Source organism: Alteromonas sp. MTD1 (assembly GCF_042848195.1).
Taxonomy (GTDB): Bacteria; Pseudomonadota; Gammaproteobacteria; order Enterobacterales; family Alteromonadaceae; genus Alteromonas.
This window is the reverse complement of record NZ_BTGG01000011.1, coordinates 36674-53618: the sequence shown is the minus strand read 5'-3', so window position 1 is coordinate 53618 and position 16945 is coordinate 36674. Positions and strand designations below refer to the sequence as shown.

General features: G+C 44.8%; 22 protein-coding genes. All 22 read left to right on the top strand.

Features of this window, described 5'->3' with window-relative positions:
* The first annotated feature begins 111 nt into the window (after window positions 1-111).
* The 22 genes from rnr to rplQ all read left to right on the top strand — a co-directional run bounded on the left by rnr (window position 112) and on the right by rplQ (window position 16898).
* Entirely contained in the window at window positions 112-2502 is a 2391-nt protein-coding gene (rnr, locus tag ACGHAV_RS15110) for a ribonuclease R (protein WP_390382431.1), read from the top strand.
* On the top strand, window positions 2503-3243 hold the full coding sequence (gene rlmB, locus ACGHAV_RS15105) for a 23S rRNA (guanosine(2251)-2'-O)-methyltransferase RlmB (RefSeq protein ID WP_390382428.1): 741 nt from the start codon (window positions 2503-2505) through the stop codon (window positions 3241-3243).
* A gap of 727 nt (window positions 3244-3970) precedes the next feature.
* A complete protein-coding gene (locus tag ACGHAV_RS15100; protein ID WP_390382425.1) occupies window positions 3971-5695 on the top strand; it encodes a S8 family serine peptidase in 1725 nt (574 codons plus the stop codon).
* Window positions 5696-5927: 232 nt separating this feature from the next.
* Window positions 5928-7328, top strand: a complete 1401-nt coding sequence (locus tag ACGHAV_RS15095; RefSeq protein ID WP_390382422.1) for a DUF4397 domain-containing protein — start codon at window positions 5928-5930, stop codon at window positions 7326-7328.
* Window positions 7329-7490: 162 nt separating this feature from the next.
* Window positions 7491-8141 carry a response regulator gene (locus ACGHAV_RS15090; RefSeq protein ID WP_390382419.1) on the top strand — a complete coding sequence of 217 codons (651 nt, stop codon included), beginning with the start codon at window positions 7491-7493 and terminating at the stop codon, window positions 8139-8141.
* A gap of 221 nt (window positions 8142-8362) precedes the next feature.
* On the top strand, window positions 8363-8731 hold the full coding sequence (gene rplN, locus ACGHAV_RS15085; RefSeq protein WP_012519228.1) for a 50S ribosomal protein L14: 369 nt from the start codon (window positions 8363-8365) through the stop codon (window positions 8729-8731).
* Between the two features lie 12 nt (window positions 8732-8743).
* Complete coding sequence (rplX, locus tag ACGHAV_RS15080; RefSeq protein WP_390382416.1) at window positions 8744-9058, top strand: 50S ribosomal protein L24; 315 nt, start codon at window positions 8744-8746, stop codon at window positions 9056-9058.
* A gap of 17 nt (window positions 9059-9075) precedes the next feature.
* Complete coding sequence (gene rplE, locus ACGHAV_RS15075; RefSeq protein WP_071816102.1) at window positions 9076-9615, top strand: 50S ribosomal protein L5; 540 nt, start codon at window positions 9076-9078, stop codon at window positions 9613-9615.
* A 12-nt stretch (window positions 9616-9627) separates the two neighbouring features.
* The gene (rpsN, locus tag ACGHAV_RS15070; protein ID WP_390382413.1) at window positions 9628-9933 is read left to right on the top strand and encodes a 30S ribosomal protein S14; all 306 of its coding nucleotides are present in this window, start codon (window positions 9628-9630) and stop codon (window positions 9931-9933) included.
* A gap of 13 nt (window positions 9934-9946) precedes the next feature.
* The gene (rpsH, locus tag ACGHAV_RS15065) at window positions 9947-10339 is read left to right on the top strand and encodes a 30S ribosomal protein S8 (protein WP_131093534.1); all 393 of its coding nucleotides are present in this window, start codon (window positions 9947-9949) and stop codon (window positions 10337-10339) included.
* A 13-nt stretch (window positions 10340-10352) separates the two neighbouring features.
* A complete protein-coding gene (gene rplF, locus ACGHAV_RS15060) occupies window positions 10353-10886 on the top strand; it encodes a 50S ribosomal protein L6 (protein ID WP_071816101.1) in 534 nt (177 codons plus the stop codon).
* 12 nt (window positions 10887-10898) lie between these two features.
* Window positions 10899-11252, top strand: coding sequence for a 50S ribosomal protein L18 (gene rplR / locus ACGHAV_RS15055; protein WP_105932260.1), 354 nt, complete (start codon window positions 10899-10901; stop codon window positions 11250-11252).
* A gap of 9 nt (window positions 11253-11261) precedes the next feature.
* Window positions 11262-11762, top strand: a complete 501-nt coding sequence (rpsE, locus tag ACGHAV_RS15050; RefSeq protein WP_012519221.1) for a 30S ribosomal protein S5 — start codon at window positions 11262-11264, stop codon at window positions 11760-11762.
* A 6-nt stretch (window positions 11763-11768) separates the two neighbouring features.
* On the top strand, window positions 11769-11948 hold the full coding sequence (gene rpmD, locus ACGHAV_RS15045) for a 50S ribosomal protein L30 (RefSeq protein WP_044058207.1): 180 nt from the start codon (window positions 11769-11771) through the stop codon (window positions 11946-11948).
* A gap of 3 nt (window positions 11949-11951) precedes the next feature.
* Window positions 11952-12386 (top strand): 50S ribosomal protein L15, encoded by a 435-nt coding sequence (rplO, locus tag ACGHAV_RS15040; protein ID WP_012519219.1) that lies wholly within the window; start codon window positions 11952-11954, stop codon window positions 12384-12386.
* 5 nt (window positions 12387-12391) lie between these two features.
* Window positions 12392-13711 (top strand): preprotein translocase subunit SecY, encoded by a 1320-nt coding sequence (gene secY, locus ACGHAV_RS15035; RefSeq protein WP_159627411.1) that lies wholly within the window; start codon window positions 12392-12394, stop codon window positions 13709-13711.
* 38 nt (window positions 13712-13749) lie between these two features.
* A complete protein-coding gene (gene rpmJ / locus ACGHAV_RS15030) occupies window positions 13750-13866 on the top strand; it encodes a 50S ribosomal protein L36 (protein ID WP_012519217.1) in 117 nt (38 codons plus the stop codon).
* A gap of 171 nt (window positions 13867-14037) precedes the next feature.
* Window positions 14038-14394, top strand: coding sequence for a 30S ribosomal protein S13 (gene rpsM / locus ACGHAV_RS15025; RefSeq protein ID WP_039217822.1), 357 nt, complete (start codon window positions 14038-14040; stop codon window positions 14392-14394).
* A 14-nt stretch (window positions 14395-14408) separates the two neighbouring features.
* The gene (rpsK, locus tag ACGHAV_RS15020) at window positions 14409-14801 is read left to right on the top strand and encodes a 30S ribosomal protein S11 (protein ID WP_013786215.1); all 393 of its coding nucleotides are present in this window, start codon (window positions 14409-14411) and stop codon (window positions 14799-14801) included.
* 24 nt (window positions 14802-14825) lie between these two features.
* Window positions 14826-15446, top strand: a complete 621-nt coding sequence (gene rpsD, locus ACGHAV_RS15015) for a 30S ribosomal protein S4 (RefSeq protein ID WP_012519214.1) — start codon at window positions 14826-14828, stop codon at window positions 15444-15446.
* A gap of 19 nt (window positions 15447-15465) precedes the next feature.
* Window positions 15466-16455, top strand: a complete 990-nt coding sequence (locus ACGHAV_RS15010; protein ID WP_334015833.1) for a DNA-directed RNA polymerase subunit alpha — start codon at window positions 15466-15468, stop codon at window positions 16453-16455.
* A 41-nt stretch (window positions 16456-16496) separates the two neighbouring features.
* Window positions 16497-16898: a 50S ribosomal protein L17 gene (rplQ, locus tag ACGHAV_RS15005; protein ID WP_390382402.1), complete on the top strand. Its 402-nt coding sequence runs from the start codon at window positions 16497-16499 to the stop codon at window positions 16896-16898.
* The last annotated feature ends 47 nt before the right edge of the window (window positions 16899-16945 follow it).

Genomic DNA, 16945 nt, shown 5'->3' with positions numbered 1-16945 from the left:
ATTAATGCCATTGCAACAGTGAACGTAATTACTACGCAATGTTTTGCGTCAATACTGTTATACTGTGCACCAAACGACCACTAGTTTAATTTAAAGGTAATTTATAAATACATGAGTGATGATCCGCATTATCAGCGCGAGAAAGAGAAGTACGAAAATCCGGTAGCAAGCCGAGAATATCTAATGAGCTTGCTAAAAGAACATGACAAACCACTGTCGTTTCTAGATATCTGTAATTTGGTCAATGCTTTCGACGAAGACGCGCGAATAGGCATTCAACGTCGCTTGCGTGCAATGGAGCGCGAAGGGCAGGTTCAATTTACAAAACACAAAAAGTACATACTTCAAAACCGTGATGAAATAATTAAAGGTCGTATTATTGGCCATCGTGACGGTTACGGTTTCTTGCGCCCAGAAGATAAAAGCGGCGATTTATTCATAAGTGCAGGGCAAATGAACTTGTTTATGCACGATGATGTGGTCGAAGCACGTATTAGTGGTACTGACCGTCGTGGGCGCAAAGAAGCGTTCGTGACTCAAGTTATTGAGCCGCGCAGCGAGCCTATTGTTGGCCGATATTTCGTTGAGCAAGGCTTCGGCATGGTTGTGCCCGACGACAGCCGATTGCAGCATGAAATTGTCATTCCGCCAGAAAGTACGCATGGTGCCCGCATGGGCCAGGTGGTAGTGGTTGAAATTACGCAGCGACCGCGCCGTAAAATGAGCCCAGTGGGCAAAATTGTGGAAGTACTTGGCGAGCATATGGCACCGGGTATGGAAATAGAAATGGCCCTGCGCACTTTTGATATTCCTCATCAGTGGCCTAAAGGCGTCACCAAGCAAATTGAAAGCTTAACCAGTGAAGTGCCCGACGAAGCCAAAGAAGGGCGCATTGATTTACGCCAACTTCCATTGGTAACCATAGACGGAGAAGATGCAAGAGACTTTGATGACGCGGTTTATTGTGAGCCACTTGATGACGGTGGTTGGCAGCTTTGGGTAGCTATTGCCGATGTAAGTCACTATGTACGTACTGGTTCAGCGTTAGACGATGAAGCGCAGCAGCGTGGTAACTCGGTGTATTTTCCAGACCAAGTTATACCCATGCTACCTGAAGTGCTCTCAAACGGCCTATGTTCACTTAACCCTGAAGTAGACCGTTTGTGTATGGTGTGCGAAATGACTATTAGCGCACAGGGTAAGCTGCAAGAGTTCCAGTTCTATGAAGCCGTGATGAATTCTCACGCGCGACTAACCTACACCAAGGTATGGAATATTCTGCAAGGTGATAAAGAACTGCATCAGCGTTACGAACCACACGTTCCTCATTTACGTAATTTGCACGACCTCTATCGCGCGCTCAAAAAGGCCAGAGCCAAGCGCGGTGCTATAGAGTTTGAAACACAAGAAGTGAAATTTGTGTTCAATGCGCAGCGTAAAATAGAAAACATCGTACCGCTGGTTAGAAATGATGCACATAAGCTTATTGAAGAGTGCATGATTATGGCTAACGTAAGTGCGGCGCTAATGCTTGAAAAGCATGAGGCTCCCGCCTTGTATCGCGTGCATGACAAGCCTGATGCCGACCGACTTACTGCATTCACAAGCTATTTAAGTGAAATAGGTATTCCACACGGTATTAATGAAGACGCCGAGCCTGCTGCATTTACTGATGTGGTACTGAAAACGCGTGGGCGAGCAGATGAGGAGCTTATTCAGACCATGCTGCTACGCTCGATGAAACAGGCTATTTACGATGGCGATAATGTAGGTCACTTTGGCCTTGCACTAGAGGCCTATGCGCATTTCACGTCTCCAATTCGACGTTATCCCGACTTGGTCGTACACCGTGCTTTGAAAGGTATTATTGCCAAGCAAAAAGGCAAGAAAGCGGTTAGCGGTGCGAAGAGCTATACCGTTGAAGAAATAGAGCAGTTAGGTGAACAGTGTTCAATGACTGAACGCCGTGCCGATGATGCGACCCGTGATGTTGCCGACTGGCTTAAGTGCGAGTTTATGCTTGACCACGTTGGCGATACTTTCGAAGGCGTTGTAAGTTCAGTAACGAACTTCGGCTTGTTCATTCGTATAACCGAGTACCACATAGACGGGCTTGTACATATCACATCACTCGATGACGACTTTTATCACTACGACGATGTAAAACAGGCGTTAGTAGGGGAGTCTGGGCATCGCCAGTTCCGATTAGGCGATACCGTAGAAGTGAAAGTTGCTGCGGTAAATCTTGATGAAAGAAAGATTGATTTATTGTTGGATAAGTCTATGCTGCGCGGCACTTCTGGTAAGAAGGTAAAGGTTAAGACTGCTAAAAAGTCGCGAGGACAAAAACAACGCGATTTTAATGAACCGGTAAAGGGCAAGGCTAACTCAAAAAGCAGTTCGAGACGTGGTTCAAAAACCAGAAGCGGCTCAAAAGGCGCTAGTAAAAATGGCGCGAATAGTGGCAAAACATTAAAGCTGAATAAAAGAGGTAAGCGTTAAATGGCGCAGCAAGAATGGTTGTATGGTTTACATGCAATGCAGTCGGTACTTGAACAAGAGCCCGAGCGTGTAATGGAAGTAATGGTGTTAAAAGGGCGAAATGATGAACGTCTAAACAACATTGTGAACCAAGCACGCCGTTTCGGTATTTCTGTTCAGTTTTGTCAACGCAAAGCGCTAGACGACAAAGTGAATGGCGAACAGCATCAAGGCGTAGTAGCAAGAGCGAAGCCCGCGCGTGTTCTAGACGAAGCAGACTTAGACACAATTTTAGCCAATGAATCACAGCCACTACTGTTAGTGTTAGACGGTATTACAGACCCGCATAACTTAGGTGCATGTTTGCGTACCGCAGATGGGGCTGGCGTTCACGCGGTAGTGGTACCTAAAGATAAATCAGCAAGTTTGAACGGCACAGTAAGAAAAGTGGCCTGTGGTGCTGCTGAGGTTGTGCCTTTAATACAAGTTACTAACTTGTCTAGAACACTGAAACACCTGCAAGACAAAGGCTTATGGGTTGTGGGTACGGCAGGTGAAACCGACAAAATGCTTTATGATGTAGATCTTAAAGGGCCTGCTGCATTAGTGATGGGCGCGGAAGGTAAGGGTATGCGTAGACTGACCAAAGAAACCTGTGATGAACTGGTTAAACTACCTATGGCGGGCAGTGTGACTAGCTTAAATGTATCTGTGGCTACAGGCGTATGTCTTTATGAAATTGTAAGGCAACGCAGCTTGTAAGCAGCGACTTCCTTTTTTAGTCAATGTACTTTCTCTGTTGTGCGCTAAATTCATTATGTGTGAATGGCGCACTCTGTAACTACCATCATCAAAAGTATTTGTCACAGTACTTTCTCAAAATTGAAATAGAAACGCGCACTTTCGTTTAAAAAGTGCGCGTTTTTTATTTCTAACGTTTCATTTCTTAGTTTTTTTCCAAAAAATAACAGCCCGTTCGGCGAAAATCGAAACCGCTTGATCAAATTGTGAACACCGCGGTTTGTTTGGTATTTAAGGGTAAGTCCTTATTTACATGTTTGTGCAAAACAGAAGTTGTTTAATATTTTGTTACATTTTGCGAGTAAGTAATTAATGTTAATTATAGATTTTTATTCCTAATATGAATTCGTCTGTAGCGCCCAACGCGCACAGTTTTTCATAGCGATGTTGTTCAAATGTGCGCAAATATTACGTATAAAAATCGCACCTCCAGGGTAAGGCAACATACCTAACGCATTGATAAACTGCCTAATATAGACCTTGTAAGTGGCTTGTGGAATTTCAAACTACTTACTTACCTGACAAACGGGTAAGTCGTTGCAACGCAGTTGCGTCGGTAGTCATGGATGAGCATTTCGTATAAGGTAACGGTTACACCTGTATGTCAATTTATAACAAAAGTTTCAAAAGCACGAAAAAACAAAAACAGTGCTGAAACACAACAAGACAGATAAACAGGAAATAAATTTTGAACTCAAAATTAAATAAGAAACACACATGTATGACAGCAGCAGCGCTTGCTGTATCACTTGGCTTAATGGGTAATTCAGCAATTGCAGCAGAGACTGGTTTAGTAAAAGTTGAAGCCCAACCAAAATCATTTCAGGAGAAACTTCGCGGTCGTTTAGGCGAAAGATTTGCTGAAATTGAAACTGATGAGCGCTATATCATCACGTTTAAAGACGAAATGAGCAGCGGTGAAGTTATTATGGGAGAGGGCGATGCACAGGTCATGTCTGTGAGTCGCGACTCAGGTCTTGCACTAAACAACAGCCGCGCTGGAAAAGTGAACGGCGGTGCGAAACTTGGCCTTAAAAAGCGTCCATTCAGCATTTCTGCTGCACGTTCTGAAGTTCAGAAAGTAGGCGGTAAAATTAAGAAAGAAATCGGCAAACGTCGTATGGTTGCTGCTACGCTTAACAAATCAGCACTAAATAAACTGCGTAAAAATCCAAACGTTGCAAGTGTTGAAGTAGATGCTAAGCGCTCACTTATGGCACAAACTGCTCCTTACGGTTACACCATGGTGCAAGCAAACCAGTTTGGCCAAGGTGATACCACTGCACGTAAAGTATGTATTATCGATACTGGCTACAACTACGGTCACCCAGACCTGCCGGACATTAACAACGGCCTTTCTGGTAATGCTAACAACAGTGCTGTAGGCAACTGGTATAACGATGGTAACGGTCACGGTACTCACGTTGCGGGTACCATTGGCGCATACGATAACAACGAAGGTGTTATCGGTGTTTACCCAGGCGTTAGCATGCACATTGTTAAAATCTTCGATGACAACGGTCAGTGGACATTTGCTTCAGACCTTATCGATGCAATTCAACAGTGTCAGGACGCAGGCTCGAACGTTGTTAACATGAGTTTGGGTGGTGGTAGCTCGTCTACTGCAGAACGTAATGCTATGCAAAGCTTCACCGACGCTGGCATGCTGTTAGTAGCGGCTGCGGGTAACGACGGTAATAGCGCTAAATCTTACCCTGCATCATATGACGCTGTTATGTCTGTTGCTGCGGTAGACTCAAACGAGAACCGCGCGAGCTACAGCCAATACAATGACCAAGTAGAAATTGCAGCGCCGGGCTCTGCGGTTCAGTCTACTTACCCAACTAACACTTATGCATCGTTAAGCGGTACATCAATGGCAACACCACACGTTGCTGGTGGTGCAGCGCTAGTATGGAGCTACTTCCCGCAGTGTTCTAACACGCAAATTCGTAATGCACTAAACGCGACAGCAAAAGACAAGGGTAGCGCAGGCCGTGATAACTTCTATGGTTACGGTTTAATGCAGCTTGCTGATGCTTATAACTACCTAAACACCAATGGCTGTGATGGAAGCGGTAATGGCGGTGGCGGTTCTGAGCCAGGTGTAGAGCCTGTATCAGGTCAGCTAACGGGTCTTTCTGGTACACGTCGTAACTGGGATCGCTATCAGTGGACTATTCCTGAAGGCGTATCACGCATGACAGTAACTATTGGCGGTGGTTCAGGCGATGCTGACCTATACATGAAGTTTGGTTCTCAACCAGAAACAAATAGCTACGATTGTCGTCCATATCAAAATGGTAACAACGAAGTATGTACTTTTGACGCGCCAGCGGCAGGTACATGGCACATCGGTATTCGCGCTTACTCTTCGTATAGCGGCGTAACGCTGAACTACTCTTACGAGTAAACTTCTCTTAGTTCCCATATAAAGCCTGCCTCTGTGCAGGCTTTTTTCATTTCAGTACCCTTTACTACCCCTGTGAAGTGTCAACAAATAAGGGTGTAGTGTCAGTTTTGCAAAGTTAGTGTAAAGGCCTGAACGGAAGTCGTTTTATTTAGCCATAGAGCAATGACGCACATGCTTGTGTGTTTTTTACCTTCAACGCTAATAAAGAATACTTCTAAGGACCTTCACAACAATGCAAATCACATTCACTGATATGCACCACTTTTTTATTTCAAAGGCGCGCACTTTAATTTCAGCCATTGCTGTTCTGACGCTACTTTCAGCATGCGGAAGTTCAGACAGCAATAATTCCGACTACACTTTTGCCTATTTGCAGTTTTACAACGGCTCACCAAACGGTGCTAACGTTGAAATGCGTGAAGTTGACGGCGACAGCTTTGGCTCTGCTCAATTTGGTGATGCCACATCAATGTATTCAATGGATGATGGCGAGATAGAGCTTGAATTTATTCGAACTGATGCGGATGACCAAGAGGTTTTCATTGACGAGCTTACGGTAAACTTGCGCGACGGCTACAAAACGATTGTAGTGATGAATGGCGATTTTAATTCTCCTTCATTTACAGCGTATCAGTATGAGCGTGAAACACTTGATGGTCATTTTCGCTTATTTGTGACATCTGTAGTAATTGATGAAAGCCAGTATGACTTTTATATGAGTGAAGCTGGCGACCCTTTTGAAGCAGCAAACTTTTTGGGTACGGTGTCAGCCGGAGAAATTTCGGAGTTAACTTACTGGGACGCCGATGACGATAGTAGCGACTTCGATGAAGGTGAATATACTATCTTTTTAACGCAGCCAGGAAGCGATACGGTAATATTCGAGTCACAAACCCTCGACTTTATTTATGAAACTGAGTATTTGCTATCACTCCGCGATGTTAGTGGCGCAATTCAAGATGGGTTGGTAGTAGATACCATCTTGAACTCATCGTCAGTCACTGCACTGACCGATGTGGAAGCCGATTCACAATACCGCATTTATAACTCAACTAACTTAACCACACCGTTGTCAGTGACGTTTGGCGGTAATTCTGATGAAGAAGATGTGACTTTCACACTGGCATCTAACGAGTTGTCTTCGTTCAGTGCAATTCGTTATGGTGATTATCGCGTTACGGTGATAGACCCAAGTAATACGGTGTTACCTATCAACAACAAGTTGATTACGCTGAATCAAGGCGAGAGCAAAGCTATCCTTATATACAGTAGTAATGGGCAGTTAGGTGCGGCTTCGTTGGTAGAAAGTGGTCTTCCACAGGCATATGACAAAACCGTTAACTTCGTCAATTTGGTTGACGACTATGACGATGTTGATTTTTATCTTGTTCGTAATGACGAAACGATTGATACCGCAGAATATGACGTTCAGAACTTGTCGTTTGCTGAAAGTGAAGATGAAGTTCTGCCGTCTGATTTCTATGAAGTCATTGCAGTGTATGAAGACAACAATGGAGAGCAGGTGTTATTGGATAGAACTGCGTTGTTCGGATTTACTGAAGAACAGAACTATATCGTAACTGTGGAGCCTGCAGATACACCAACAGGTTATAAAATTAGCATTTTATATTAACGGGTTACGTTTAGCTTAGACTAATTGATAAGTAAAAAAACTTTCATAAATAAGCAGATGTTATAGGTTTAAAAGGCTGAGTAAAAAATGCTCAGCCTTTTGTGTTGTAAATCTTTATGACGTTAGTAGCAGTAAACTTGGCCTTAAGGGGCATCAATCCTTATGAGCATCATTAGCGATCTTCACAACATATCCAACGATAAAGCGCTGTCTTTTGACGAACGTTTAGATAGGTTGCTAGAAACAGGTACTACACTGCTTAACTTAGAAACGGGAATAGTAAGCAGTATACGAGGTGATTCTTACCAAGTACTGAACGTGCACACTCCCGATGCTGTGATAACGCCAGGAATGCGTTTTCCACTTGCTGATATCCCACAAACCTTTGAAAACCACAAAGTACCTATTGTGGAAGACAACGAAATTAACCAACTCGTTATCCGAGAGCAATTAAGAGACATAGGGTTACCTGCCGACCTTGCAGAAAATGGCGAAGAAGCGGTTAAATTTGTGCAAGATGCTTATCAAACTGGCGACATCTATTCTATAATTTTGATGGATTGTCATATGCCTGTGATGGATGGGCTAGAAGCCACCAAGCAAATTCGATTGTTGGAAGGTAATACCAAGCGCGTTCCTATTGTTGCAGTAACGGCCAATGTGTTGGCAGATGATAAAGAAAAATGCTTGAATTCTGGTATGGGTGACTTCATATCTAAACCCGTTGGCACTGACAGTTTAAAGAAGTGCATTTCTCGACATATAAATACTGCGTTTTCCGATAGGGAAAACGGCCTAAAGGCTCCTGCATGATAACCTTTGACGTGGTTATCAGCCCCGGCTTTTAGTCGGGGCTTTTTTATTGCTCGCATAGTTTAAAAATAATTCAATTTACCGCTATCACTTCCCAAAGTTTTCTGTTATTATTTCGCGCCCTTTTTATGGGGGTATGTACATAAAAGCAACGATATCCAGTTGTTTTTAGCAGCACTAACGACTCGGGAGAGTCTTAATTTTAAGAGCGGAGCACTAACATGATCCAAATGCAAACTAACCTGGACGTTGCAGACAACAGCGGCGCTCGCAGGGTTCAGTGTATTAAGGTTCTTGGTGGCTCGCATCGCCGTTATGCAGGTATCGGTGACATCATCAAAGTTACTGTTAAGGAAGCAATTCCTCGCGGTAAAGTTAAAAAAGGTGACGTACTGAACGCAGTGGTGGTGCGTACTAGAAAAGGCGTTCGTCGTGCAGATGGATCAACCATCCGTTTTGACGGTAACGCGGCTGTTATGCTTAATGCAAACAAGCAACCAATTGGTACGCGTATCTTTGGCCCGGTTACCCGTGAGTTGAGAAGTGAAAACTTCATGAAAATCATCTCATTGGCCCCAGAGGTACTATAAGGAGTCACGATAATGGCTAATAAAATTCGTCGTGATGATGAAGTAGTCGTATTAGCGGGTAAAGACAAAGGCAAACAAGGCAAAGTCCTTAAAGTGCTTATTGCTGATAACCGTGTAATTGTAGAAGGTGTAAATCTTATCAAGAAGCACACTAAGCCAAACCCACAACTGGGCGTAGCTGGTGGCATCGTTGAGAAAGAAGCTTCTATTCACGTTTCTAATGTTGCGATTGTTAACCCGGCAACGGGCAAAGCAGATCGCGTTGGTTTCCGTTTCGAAGATGAGAAGAAAGTACGTTTCTTCAAGTCTAACGGCGAACTTGTTTAATTATATTGGAGAGTACGATGGCGAAACTGCATGATTTCTATAAAGAAACAGTAGTAGCTGAACTTGCTAAGCAGTTCGGGTACAAAAGCGTCATGCAAGTCCCTCGGATTGAAAAAATCACTCTAAACATGGGTTTAGGTGAAGCAGTTGCTGACAAAAAGGTACTTGAGAATGCTCAAGCTGACATGACGGCTATCGCCGGTCAGAAGCCTGTTGTTACGGTTGCAAGAAAATCAGTAGCGGGTTTTAAAATCCGTGAAGGTTATCCGATTGGCTGTAAAGTAACCCTACGTGGCGAGCGTATGTGGGAATTCCTAGAGCGTTTGATTTCAATCGCTATCCCGCGTATCCGCGATTTCCGTGGTTTGAATCCTAAATCATTCGACGGTCGTGGTAACTACAGCATGGGCGTGCGTGAGCAAATCATTTTCCCTGAAATCGATTTCGATAAAGTGGATAAAGTTCGTGGTATGGATATTACTATCACTACCAGTGCGAGCTCTAATGAAGAAGCACGTGCTCTGCTGGACGCGTTTAACTTCCCATTCAAAAAGTAAGGGTGTAGGGTTATGGCAAAAGAATCAATGAAGGCACGTGAAGCTAAGCGTACTAAGCTAGTAGCTAAGTATGCTGAAAAGCGCGCCGCACTTAAAGCGATTATCAGCGATGTTAACGCTTCTGAAGAAGAGCGTTGGGACGCTGTTCTGAAGCTACAACAACTGCCACGTGACTCAAGTGCATCACGTCAACGTAACCGTTGTCGTGTAACTGGTCGTCCACATGGTTACCTACGCAAATTCGGTCTTAGCCGTATCAAGCTTCGCGAAGCTGCGATGCGCGGTGAAGTCCCTGGCCTTAAGAAAGCCAGCTGGTAAGGAGTAGCTGATAATGAGCATGCAAGATCCTATCGCGGATATGTTTACCCGCATCCGTAACGGCCAGATGGCACAGAAAGTTTCTGTAACTATGCCTTCTTCAAAACTTCGCGTTGCTATTTGTGAAGTATTGAAAGCAGAAGGTTACATTGCAGACTTCGCTGCTTCTGGTGACGTTAAGCCTGTTTTAGAAGTTACGCTTAAGTACTTCGAAGGCAAGCAAGTAATTGACACTATCGAACGTGTAAGCCGTCCAGGTCTGCGCATCTATAAGAAAAAAGATGAGCTTCCAAAGGTTATGGGTGGTTTAGGTATCGCTATCGTGTCGACTTCTAAAGGTGTGATGACTGACCGTGCAGCGCGTAACGCTGGCATGGGCGGTGAGATCATCGGTTATGTAGCATAACGGAGGAGTTGAAATGTCACGTATAGCAAAAGCCCCAGTAGACGTTGTATCAGGTGTAGAAGTTTCTATCTCTGGTCAAGAAGTTACTGTTAAAGGTAGTAAAGGCACTTTGACTCGCGTTTTCAATGACGCTGTTGAAATTGCACAGGAAGATAACCAATTGAAAGCACTTCCACGTGAAGGCTTTGCAAACAATTGGGCACAAGCAGGTACTGCTCGTTCTATCCTAAATGCAATGGTTCAAGGTGTTTCACAAGGTTTCGAGAAAAAACTTACATTGTTAGGTGTTGGTTACCGTGCACAAGCACAAGGTGCCAAGCTAAACCTTACTCTAGGTTTCTCTCACCCTGTAGTATACGAAATGCCAGAAGGCATTACGGTTGAAACTCCTAGCCAAACTGAAATCGTCGTTAAAGGCGCCGATAAGCAGGTGGTTGGTCAGGTTGCGGCGAACATTCGTGGTTACCGTCCACCAGAGCCTTACAAAGGCAAAGGTGTTCGTTATGCTGACGAAAACGTACGTCGTAAAGAAGCTAAGAAAAAGTAGGTGGGTGATACGATGGATAAGAAAACAGCTCGCATTCGTCGCGCTACTCGCGCACGTGCAAAAATTCGTGAACTGGCCGCGCATCGCTTGGTAGTTAACCGTACACCTCGCCACATCTACGCTCAGTTAATCGCTCCTTGCGGTTCTGAAGTGTTGGCTGCAGCTTCAACTGTTGAGAAAGATCTTGCAAAAGGTCTTAAGTCTACAGGTAACGCTGAAGCAGCGACGGTAGTCGGTAAAGCAATCGCAGAGCGCGCACTTGAGAAAGGCATTAAAGCAGTGGCTTTCGATCGTAGTGGTTTCCAATACCACGGTCGCGTTAAAGCATTAGCTGATGCAGCTCGCGAAGCTGGTCTTCAGTTCTAGGAGTTTATAATGGCTAAACAAGACGTTCAAAATGGTGAATTTCTAGAGAAATTGATCGCTGTAAACCGCGTTTCTAAAGTGGTTAAAGGTGGTCGTATCTTTAGTTTCACTGCATTGACAGTAGTGGGTGACGGTAACGGTCGCGTTGGTTTTGGTTACGGTAAGGCACGTGAAGTACCTGCTGCAATCCAAAAAGCAATGGAAAAGGCACGTCGCAACATGGTTGACGTAGACCTTAACGGTCACACGTTACAGCACCCTATTAAAGGTCGTCACTCTGGCTCTAAAGTTTACATGCAGCCAGCATCAGAAGGTACCGGTATTATTGCTGGTGGTGCGATGCGTGCAGTACTTGAAGTAGCTGGTGTACAAAACGTACTTTCAAAATGTTACGGCTCTACAAACCCAATCAACGTTGTACGTGCAACAATCAACGCGCTGACAGAAATGAACAGCCCGGCGAAAGTTGCTGCGAAGCGTGGATTGTCTGTAGAAGAAATTTTGGGGTAATCAGACATGGCAACGATTAAAGTAAAGCAAACTAAAAGTGCAATTGGCCGTCTGCCAAAGCACAAAGCTACGCTTAAAGGTTTAGGCCTTCGTAAAATCAACCATGTTCGTGAACTGGAAGATACCCCAGCCGTTCGTGGCATGATCAACCGTGTAAATTACATGGTTGAGATAGTGGAGGAGTAAGACATGCGTTTAAATACAATTTCTCCAGCCGAAGGTTCAAAGCCTACTGGTAAGCGTTCTGGTCGTGGTATTGGCTCAGGTCTTGGTAAAACAGGTGGCGTAGGTCACAAAGGTCAAAAAAGCCGTTCAGGTGGCCGTGTTAAGCCAGGATTCGAAGGTGGTCAGATGCCTATCCAGCGTCGTCTTCCTAAGTTCGGTTTCACTTCACGCAAGAGCTTTGTTACTGATCAAGTAACTCTTGCTGAAATCGCGAAGGTTGACGGTGATACAGCGTCTCTTGAAACTTTAAAAGCAGCTGGACTTGTTAAGAAAGAAATCCAGTTCGTTAAAGTTGTTAAGAGCGGTGAAGTATCACGCGCTGTTACAGTAAGCGGTTTAAAGGTTACTAAAGGCGCTAAAGAAGCGATTGAAGCTGCTGGCGGTAAAGTAGAGGAATAAGCTAGATGGCTAAACCAGGATTGGATTCAGGCGCTAAAAGCGGCTTGAGTGAGCTAAAAGCAAGATTGTTGTTCGTACTTGGTGCGATTGTTGTTTTCAGACTAGGTTCTTATGTTCCTATTCCTGGCATCGATCCAGCGGTACTTGCTGACTTGTTCGAGCAACAAAAAGGCACCATTGTAGAAATGTTTAACATGTTCTCTGGTGGTGCGCTTGAGCGTGCATCCGTTCTGGCTTTGGGCATTATGCCATACATTACTGCATCCATTATCATGCAGTTGCTCTCGGTGGTTCATCCACCGATGGTAGAGCTTAAAAAAGAAGGCGAAGCAGGCCGTCGTAAAATTAGCCAGTACACGCGTTACCTAACGCTAGTATTGGCTATCTTCCAATCAATTGGTATTTCGACTGGTTTGCCTAACCTGATTAATGGATTGGTAATAAACCCTGGCTTCGGATTCTACTTTACGGCAGTAGTGAGCCTAGTCACAGGAACTATGTTCCTAATGTGGTTAGGTGAGCAAATTACCGAACGAGGTATTGGTAACGGTATCTCTATATTGATTTTTGCTGGTATTGTTGCCGGTCTGCCAACAGCGATAGGTCAGACTGCGGAACAAGCAAGGCAGGGCGACATTAACATGTTGTTCCTACTGTTGATTGGCGTGATTGTTATTGCTCTTACATACCTAGTTGTATTTGTAGAGCGCGGACAGCGCAGAATTGTGGTAAACTACGCAAAACGTCAGCAAGGCCGTCAGGTTTTTGCTGCGCAAAGCACCCATTTACCGCTGAAAGTCAACATTGCTGGTGTTATTCCACCAATCTTTGCTTCTAGCATTATTCTGTTCCCGGGTACTATCGCAGGATGGTTTGGACAGAATGAATCAACAGCGTGGTTGCAAGACGTAGCGCTTATGCTATCTCCTGGTCAACCGCTGTACGTGATGTTATATGCAGCAGCCATTATCTTCTTCTGCTTCTTCTACACGGCGTTGGTTTTCAACCCGCGTGATACAGCAGATAACTTGAAGAAGTCTGGTGCGTTCATTCCTGGTATTCGTCCAGGTGAACAAACGTCGCGTTACATTGACAAGGTAATGACTCGCCTTACACTGGCTGGCGCACTGTACATAACCTTTATTTGTTTAGTGCCTGAATTCATGCTAATTGCTTGGAATGTGCCGTTCTACTTTGGTGGTACGTCGCTTCTAATTATAGTAGTGGTTATCATGGACTTTATGGCACAAGTACAGACACATTTGATGTCGAGTCAATATGAGTCTGTGCTGAAAAAAGCTAACCTTAAAGGCTACGGCCGATAAGTTAGCCCCTTAATATTGATAGAAAGGGGAAAGATGTAATGAAAGTTCGTGCATCAGTAAAAAAGATTTGCCGTAATTGTAAAGTTATCAAGCGCAACGGTGTTGTGCGTGTAATTTGCAGTTCTGACCCTAAGCATAAGCAGCGTCAAGGCTAATCTAAGCGGTACAGAATATTGGCAAGACTGTAAGCAGAACCTGACAATACTTATCAGGTTCTGCAGTTTTGCTTTTGGGTATTCTGAACCTTTATTTGCAATTTAGTCGACGGGTAAGTATCCTATCGGGCTTTTTAGGTCGTCGACAAATAAACAAGAGGAGTGCTGTTAATGGCCCGTATCGCTGGCATTAACATTCCTGAGCACAAGCATGCTGTAATCGCTATCCAAGCGATCTACGGTATCGGTCCCACACGTGCGAAAAGCATCTGTGCGGGCGCTGGTGTTGCAGAAGATACAAAAATCAAAGAGCTAGACGAAGCTACTATTGATAAGCTTCGTGACGAAGTGGCAAAGTTCACTGTTGAAGGTGATCTGCGTCGTGAAGTCTCTATGAGCATCAAACGTTTGATGGACCTGGGTTGCTTCCGTGGTATTCGCCACCGTCGTAGCTTGCCTCTACGTGGTCAGCGCACTAAAACTAATGCGCGTACCCGTAAAGGTCCTCGTAAGCCAATTAAGAAGTAAGCGGGGAGTAAGTTATGGCTAAAGCACCAGCTCGTAGCACGCGTAAACGCGCTAAACGTCAGGTTGCAGACGGTATGGCTCATATCCATGCGTCTTTCAACAACACAATTGTGACTATTACAGACCGTCAAGGCAATGCACTAGCATGGGCGACATCTGGTGGTTCAGGTTTCCGTGGTTCACGTAAATCTACCCCTTTTGCTGCACAGGTAGCTGCTGAGCGTGCAGGTGTTGCTGCACAAGAATACGGTCTTAAGAACCTTGAAGTATTCGTTAAAGGTCCAGGTCCAGGCCGTGAGTCTGCGATCCGTGCTCTTAACGCTACAGGTTATAAGATCACAAACATTACCGATGTGACCCCTATTCCTCACAACGGTTGTCGTCCACCGAAAAAACGTCGCGTTTAATCGACGGACAGTTGGAGAAAGATCATGGCAAGATATTTGGGTCCAAAACTCAAACTTAGCCGTCGCGAAGGAACTGACCTGTTCCTTAAGAGCGGCGTTCGCGCAATCGATTCTAAATGTAAAATCGATACAGCGCCTGGTCAGCACGGTGCCCGTCGTGGCCGTCTGTCTGACTACGGTGTACAGCTGCGTGAAAAACAAAAAGTTCGTCGTATGTACGGCGTACTGGAAAAGCAATTCCGCAACTACTATAAAGAAGCTGCACGTCTAAAAGGCAACACAGGTGAAAACTTGCTACAGCTTTTAGAACAGCGTCTTGATAACGTAGTTTACCGTATGGGTTTCGCTAGCACTCGTGCTGAAGCACGTCAGCTAGTTAGCCACAAGGCGATCATGGTAAATGGTCAAGTTGTGAACATCCCATCGTTTAACGTTTCTGCCGAAGACGTGGTTTCTGTTCGTGAGAAAGCTAAAAAGCAAGCGCGTATCGTTGCTGCTTTGGAACTTGCTGACCAACGTGAGAAGCCAACCTGGATTGAAGTAGACAGCAGCAAAATGGAAGGCACTTTTAAGCGCGTTCCTGAAAGAACTGACCTGTCTGCGGAAATTAACGAACAGTTGATCGTCGAACTTTACTCTAAGTAAAGCTAACTAAAGAGGAAGCATTGTGGGTTCTGTGACTGAATTCCTAAAACCGAGATTAGTAGAGATCGAAAACGTTTCTCCTACTCGTGCCAAAGTAACTTTGGAACCACTAGAGCGCGGCTTTGGCCACACTCTAGGTAACGCCCTACGTCGTATCTTACTGTCATCTATGCCAGGATGTGCAGTTACCGAAGTAGAAATTGATGGCGTTCTTCACGAGTACAGCACCAAAGAAGGTGTTCAGGAAGACGTAATTGAAATCTTGCTAAATCTAAAAGGTTTAGCGGTTCGCCTTGAAGGTAAAACTGAGGCAACCCTAACTCTAGTGAAATCTGGCGCTGGCCCTGTTGTTGCTGGTGATATTCAGCATGATGGCGACGTAGAAATTACAAACCCTGAGCATGTTATTTGTACTTTAACTGGCGAAGCTGAAATCAGCATGCGCATTAAAGTAGAAATGGGCCGTGGTTATGTACCAGCTTCTACCCGTCGCTCCTCTGAAGAAGATGATCGTCCAATTGGTCGTTTGTTAGTTGACGCTTCATACAGCCCAGTTGAACGTATTGCTTACAGTGTAGAGTCTGCTCGTGTTGAACAACGCACAGACCTAGACAAACTAATCATCGACATGGAAACGAACGGTACTTTAGATCCTGAAGAAGCGATCCGCCGTTCTGCAACCATCCTTGCTGAGCAGCTAGACGCATTCGTAGACCTACGTGATGTATCTGAGCCAGAAGCGAAGGAAGAGAAGCCAGAATTCGATCCAATTCTGCTTCGTCCGGTTGATGACCTAGAGCTAACAGTACGTTCTGCAAACTGTTTGAAAGCAGAAGCTATCCAGTACATTGGTGACCTGGTACAGCGCACTGAGGTTGAGCTACTTAAAACGCCAAACCTTGGTAAGAAATCGCTAACTGAAATCAAAGATGTTCTAGCATCTCGTGGTCTTTCTCTAGGTATGCGCCTAGAAAACTGGCCGCCAGAGAGCATCGCTGAAAAAGATTAATCAGGTTTTTATCAAACTGATTTGTAGAGAAGGATAAAACTATGCGCCATCGTAAGAGTGGTCGTCAGTTGAATCGCAACAGCAGCCATCGTCAAGCTATGTTCAAAAACATGGCCGGTTCTTTGGTCAAGCACGAAGTGATCAAAACTACGTTACCAAAAGCGAAAGAATTACGTCGCGTAATTGAGCCTCTAATCACTATGGCTAAAGAAGACAGCGTTGCAAACCGCCGTCTAGCTTTTGCCCGCACTGGTGACAAAGAGGTTGTTGGTAAACTATTCAACGAGCTTGGTCCTCGTTACGAAGCTCGTCCAGGCGGTTACACTCGCATTCTTAAATGCGGTTTCCGTGCTGGCGACAATGCCCCAATGGCATATGTTGAGCTAGTTGACCGTCCAGTTGTAGAAGCTGAAGAAGAATCAGTAGAAGCAACTGAAGAGTAATAAATACTCTTAGTTCTGAATAATCAGAACTTTAGAAAAACCCGGCT

Coding starts and splice junctions, on each gene's coding strand:
- rplF (WP_071816101.1), top strand. CDS start 10,353: ATGTCACGTATAGCAAAAGCCCCAGTAGACGTTGTATCAGGTGTAGAA.
- rlmB (WP_390382428.1), top strand. CDS start 2,503: ATGGCGCAGCAAGAATGGTTGTATGGTTTACATGCAATGCAGTCGGTA.
- rplE (WP_071816102.1), top strand. CDS start 9,076: ATGGCGAAACTGCATGATTTCTATAAAGAAACAGTAGTAGCTGAACTT.
- rpsE (WP_012519221.1), top strand. CDS start 11,262: ATGGCTAAACAAGACGTTCAAAATGGTGAATTTCTAGAGAAATTGATC.
- rnr (WP_390382431.1), top strand. CDS start 112: ATGAGTGATGATCCGCATTATCAGCGCGAGAAAGAGAAGTACGAAAAT.
- rplR (WP_105932260.1), top strand. CDS start 10,899: ATGGATAAGAAAACAGCTCGCATTCGTCGCGCTACTCGCGCACGTGCA.
- ACGHAV_RS15095 (WP_390382422.1), top strand. CDS start 5,928: ATGCAAATCACATTCACTGATATGCACCACTTTTTTATTTCAAAGGCG.
- rpsM (WP_039217822.1), top strand. CDS start 14,038: ATGGCCCGTATCGCTGGCATTAACATTCCTGAGCACAAGCATGCTGTA.
- rpsK (WP_013786215.1), top strand. CDS start 14,409: ATGGCTAAAGCACCAGCTCGTAGCACGCGTAAACGCGCTAAACGTCAG.
- rplQ (WP_390382402.1), top strand. CDS start 16,497: ATGCGCCATCGTAAGAGTGGTCGTCAGTTGAATCGCAACAGCAGCCAT.
- rpsH (WP_131093534.1), top strand. CDS start 9,947: ATGAGCATGCAAGATCCTATCGCGGATATGTTTACCCGCATCCGTAAC.
- rpsD (WP_012519214.1), top strand. CDS start 14,826: ATGGCAAGATATTTGGGTCCAAAACTCAAACTTAGCCGTCGCGAAGGA.
- rpmD (WP_044058207.1), top strand. CDS start 11,769: ATGGCAACGATTAAAGTAAAGCAAACTAAAAGTGCAATTGGCCGTCTG.
- rplX (WP_390382416.1), top strand. CDS start 8,744: ATGGCTAATAAAATTCGTCGTGATGATGAAGTAGTCGTATTAGCGGGT.
- rplN (WP_012519228.1), top strand. CDS start 8,363: ATGATCCAAATGCAAACTAACCTGGACGTTGCAGACAACAGCGGCGCT.
- rpmJ (WP_012519217.1), top strand. CDS start 13,750: ATGAAAGTTCGTGCATCAGTAAAAAAGATTTGCCGTAATTGTAAAGTT.
- rplO (WP_012519219.1), top strand. CDS start 11,952: ATGCGTTTAAATACAATTTCTCCAGCCGAAGGTTCAAAGCCTACTGGT.
- secY (WP_159627411.1), top strand. CDS start 12,392: ATGGCTAAACCAGGATTGGATTCAGGCGCTAAAAGCGGCTTGAGTGAG.
- rpsN (WP_390382413.1), top strand. CDS start 9,628: ATGGCAAAAGAATCAATGAAGGCACGTGAAGCTAAGCGTACTAAGCTA.
- ACGHAV_RS15090 (WP_390382419.1), top strand. CDS start 7,491: ATGAGCATCATTAGCGATCTTCACAACATATCCAACGATAAAGCGCTG.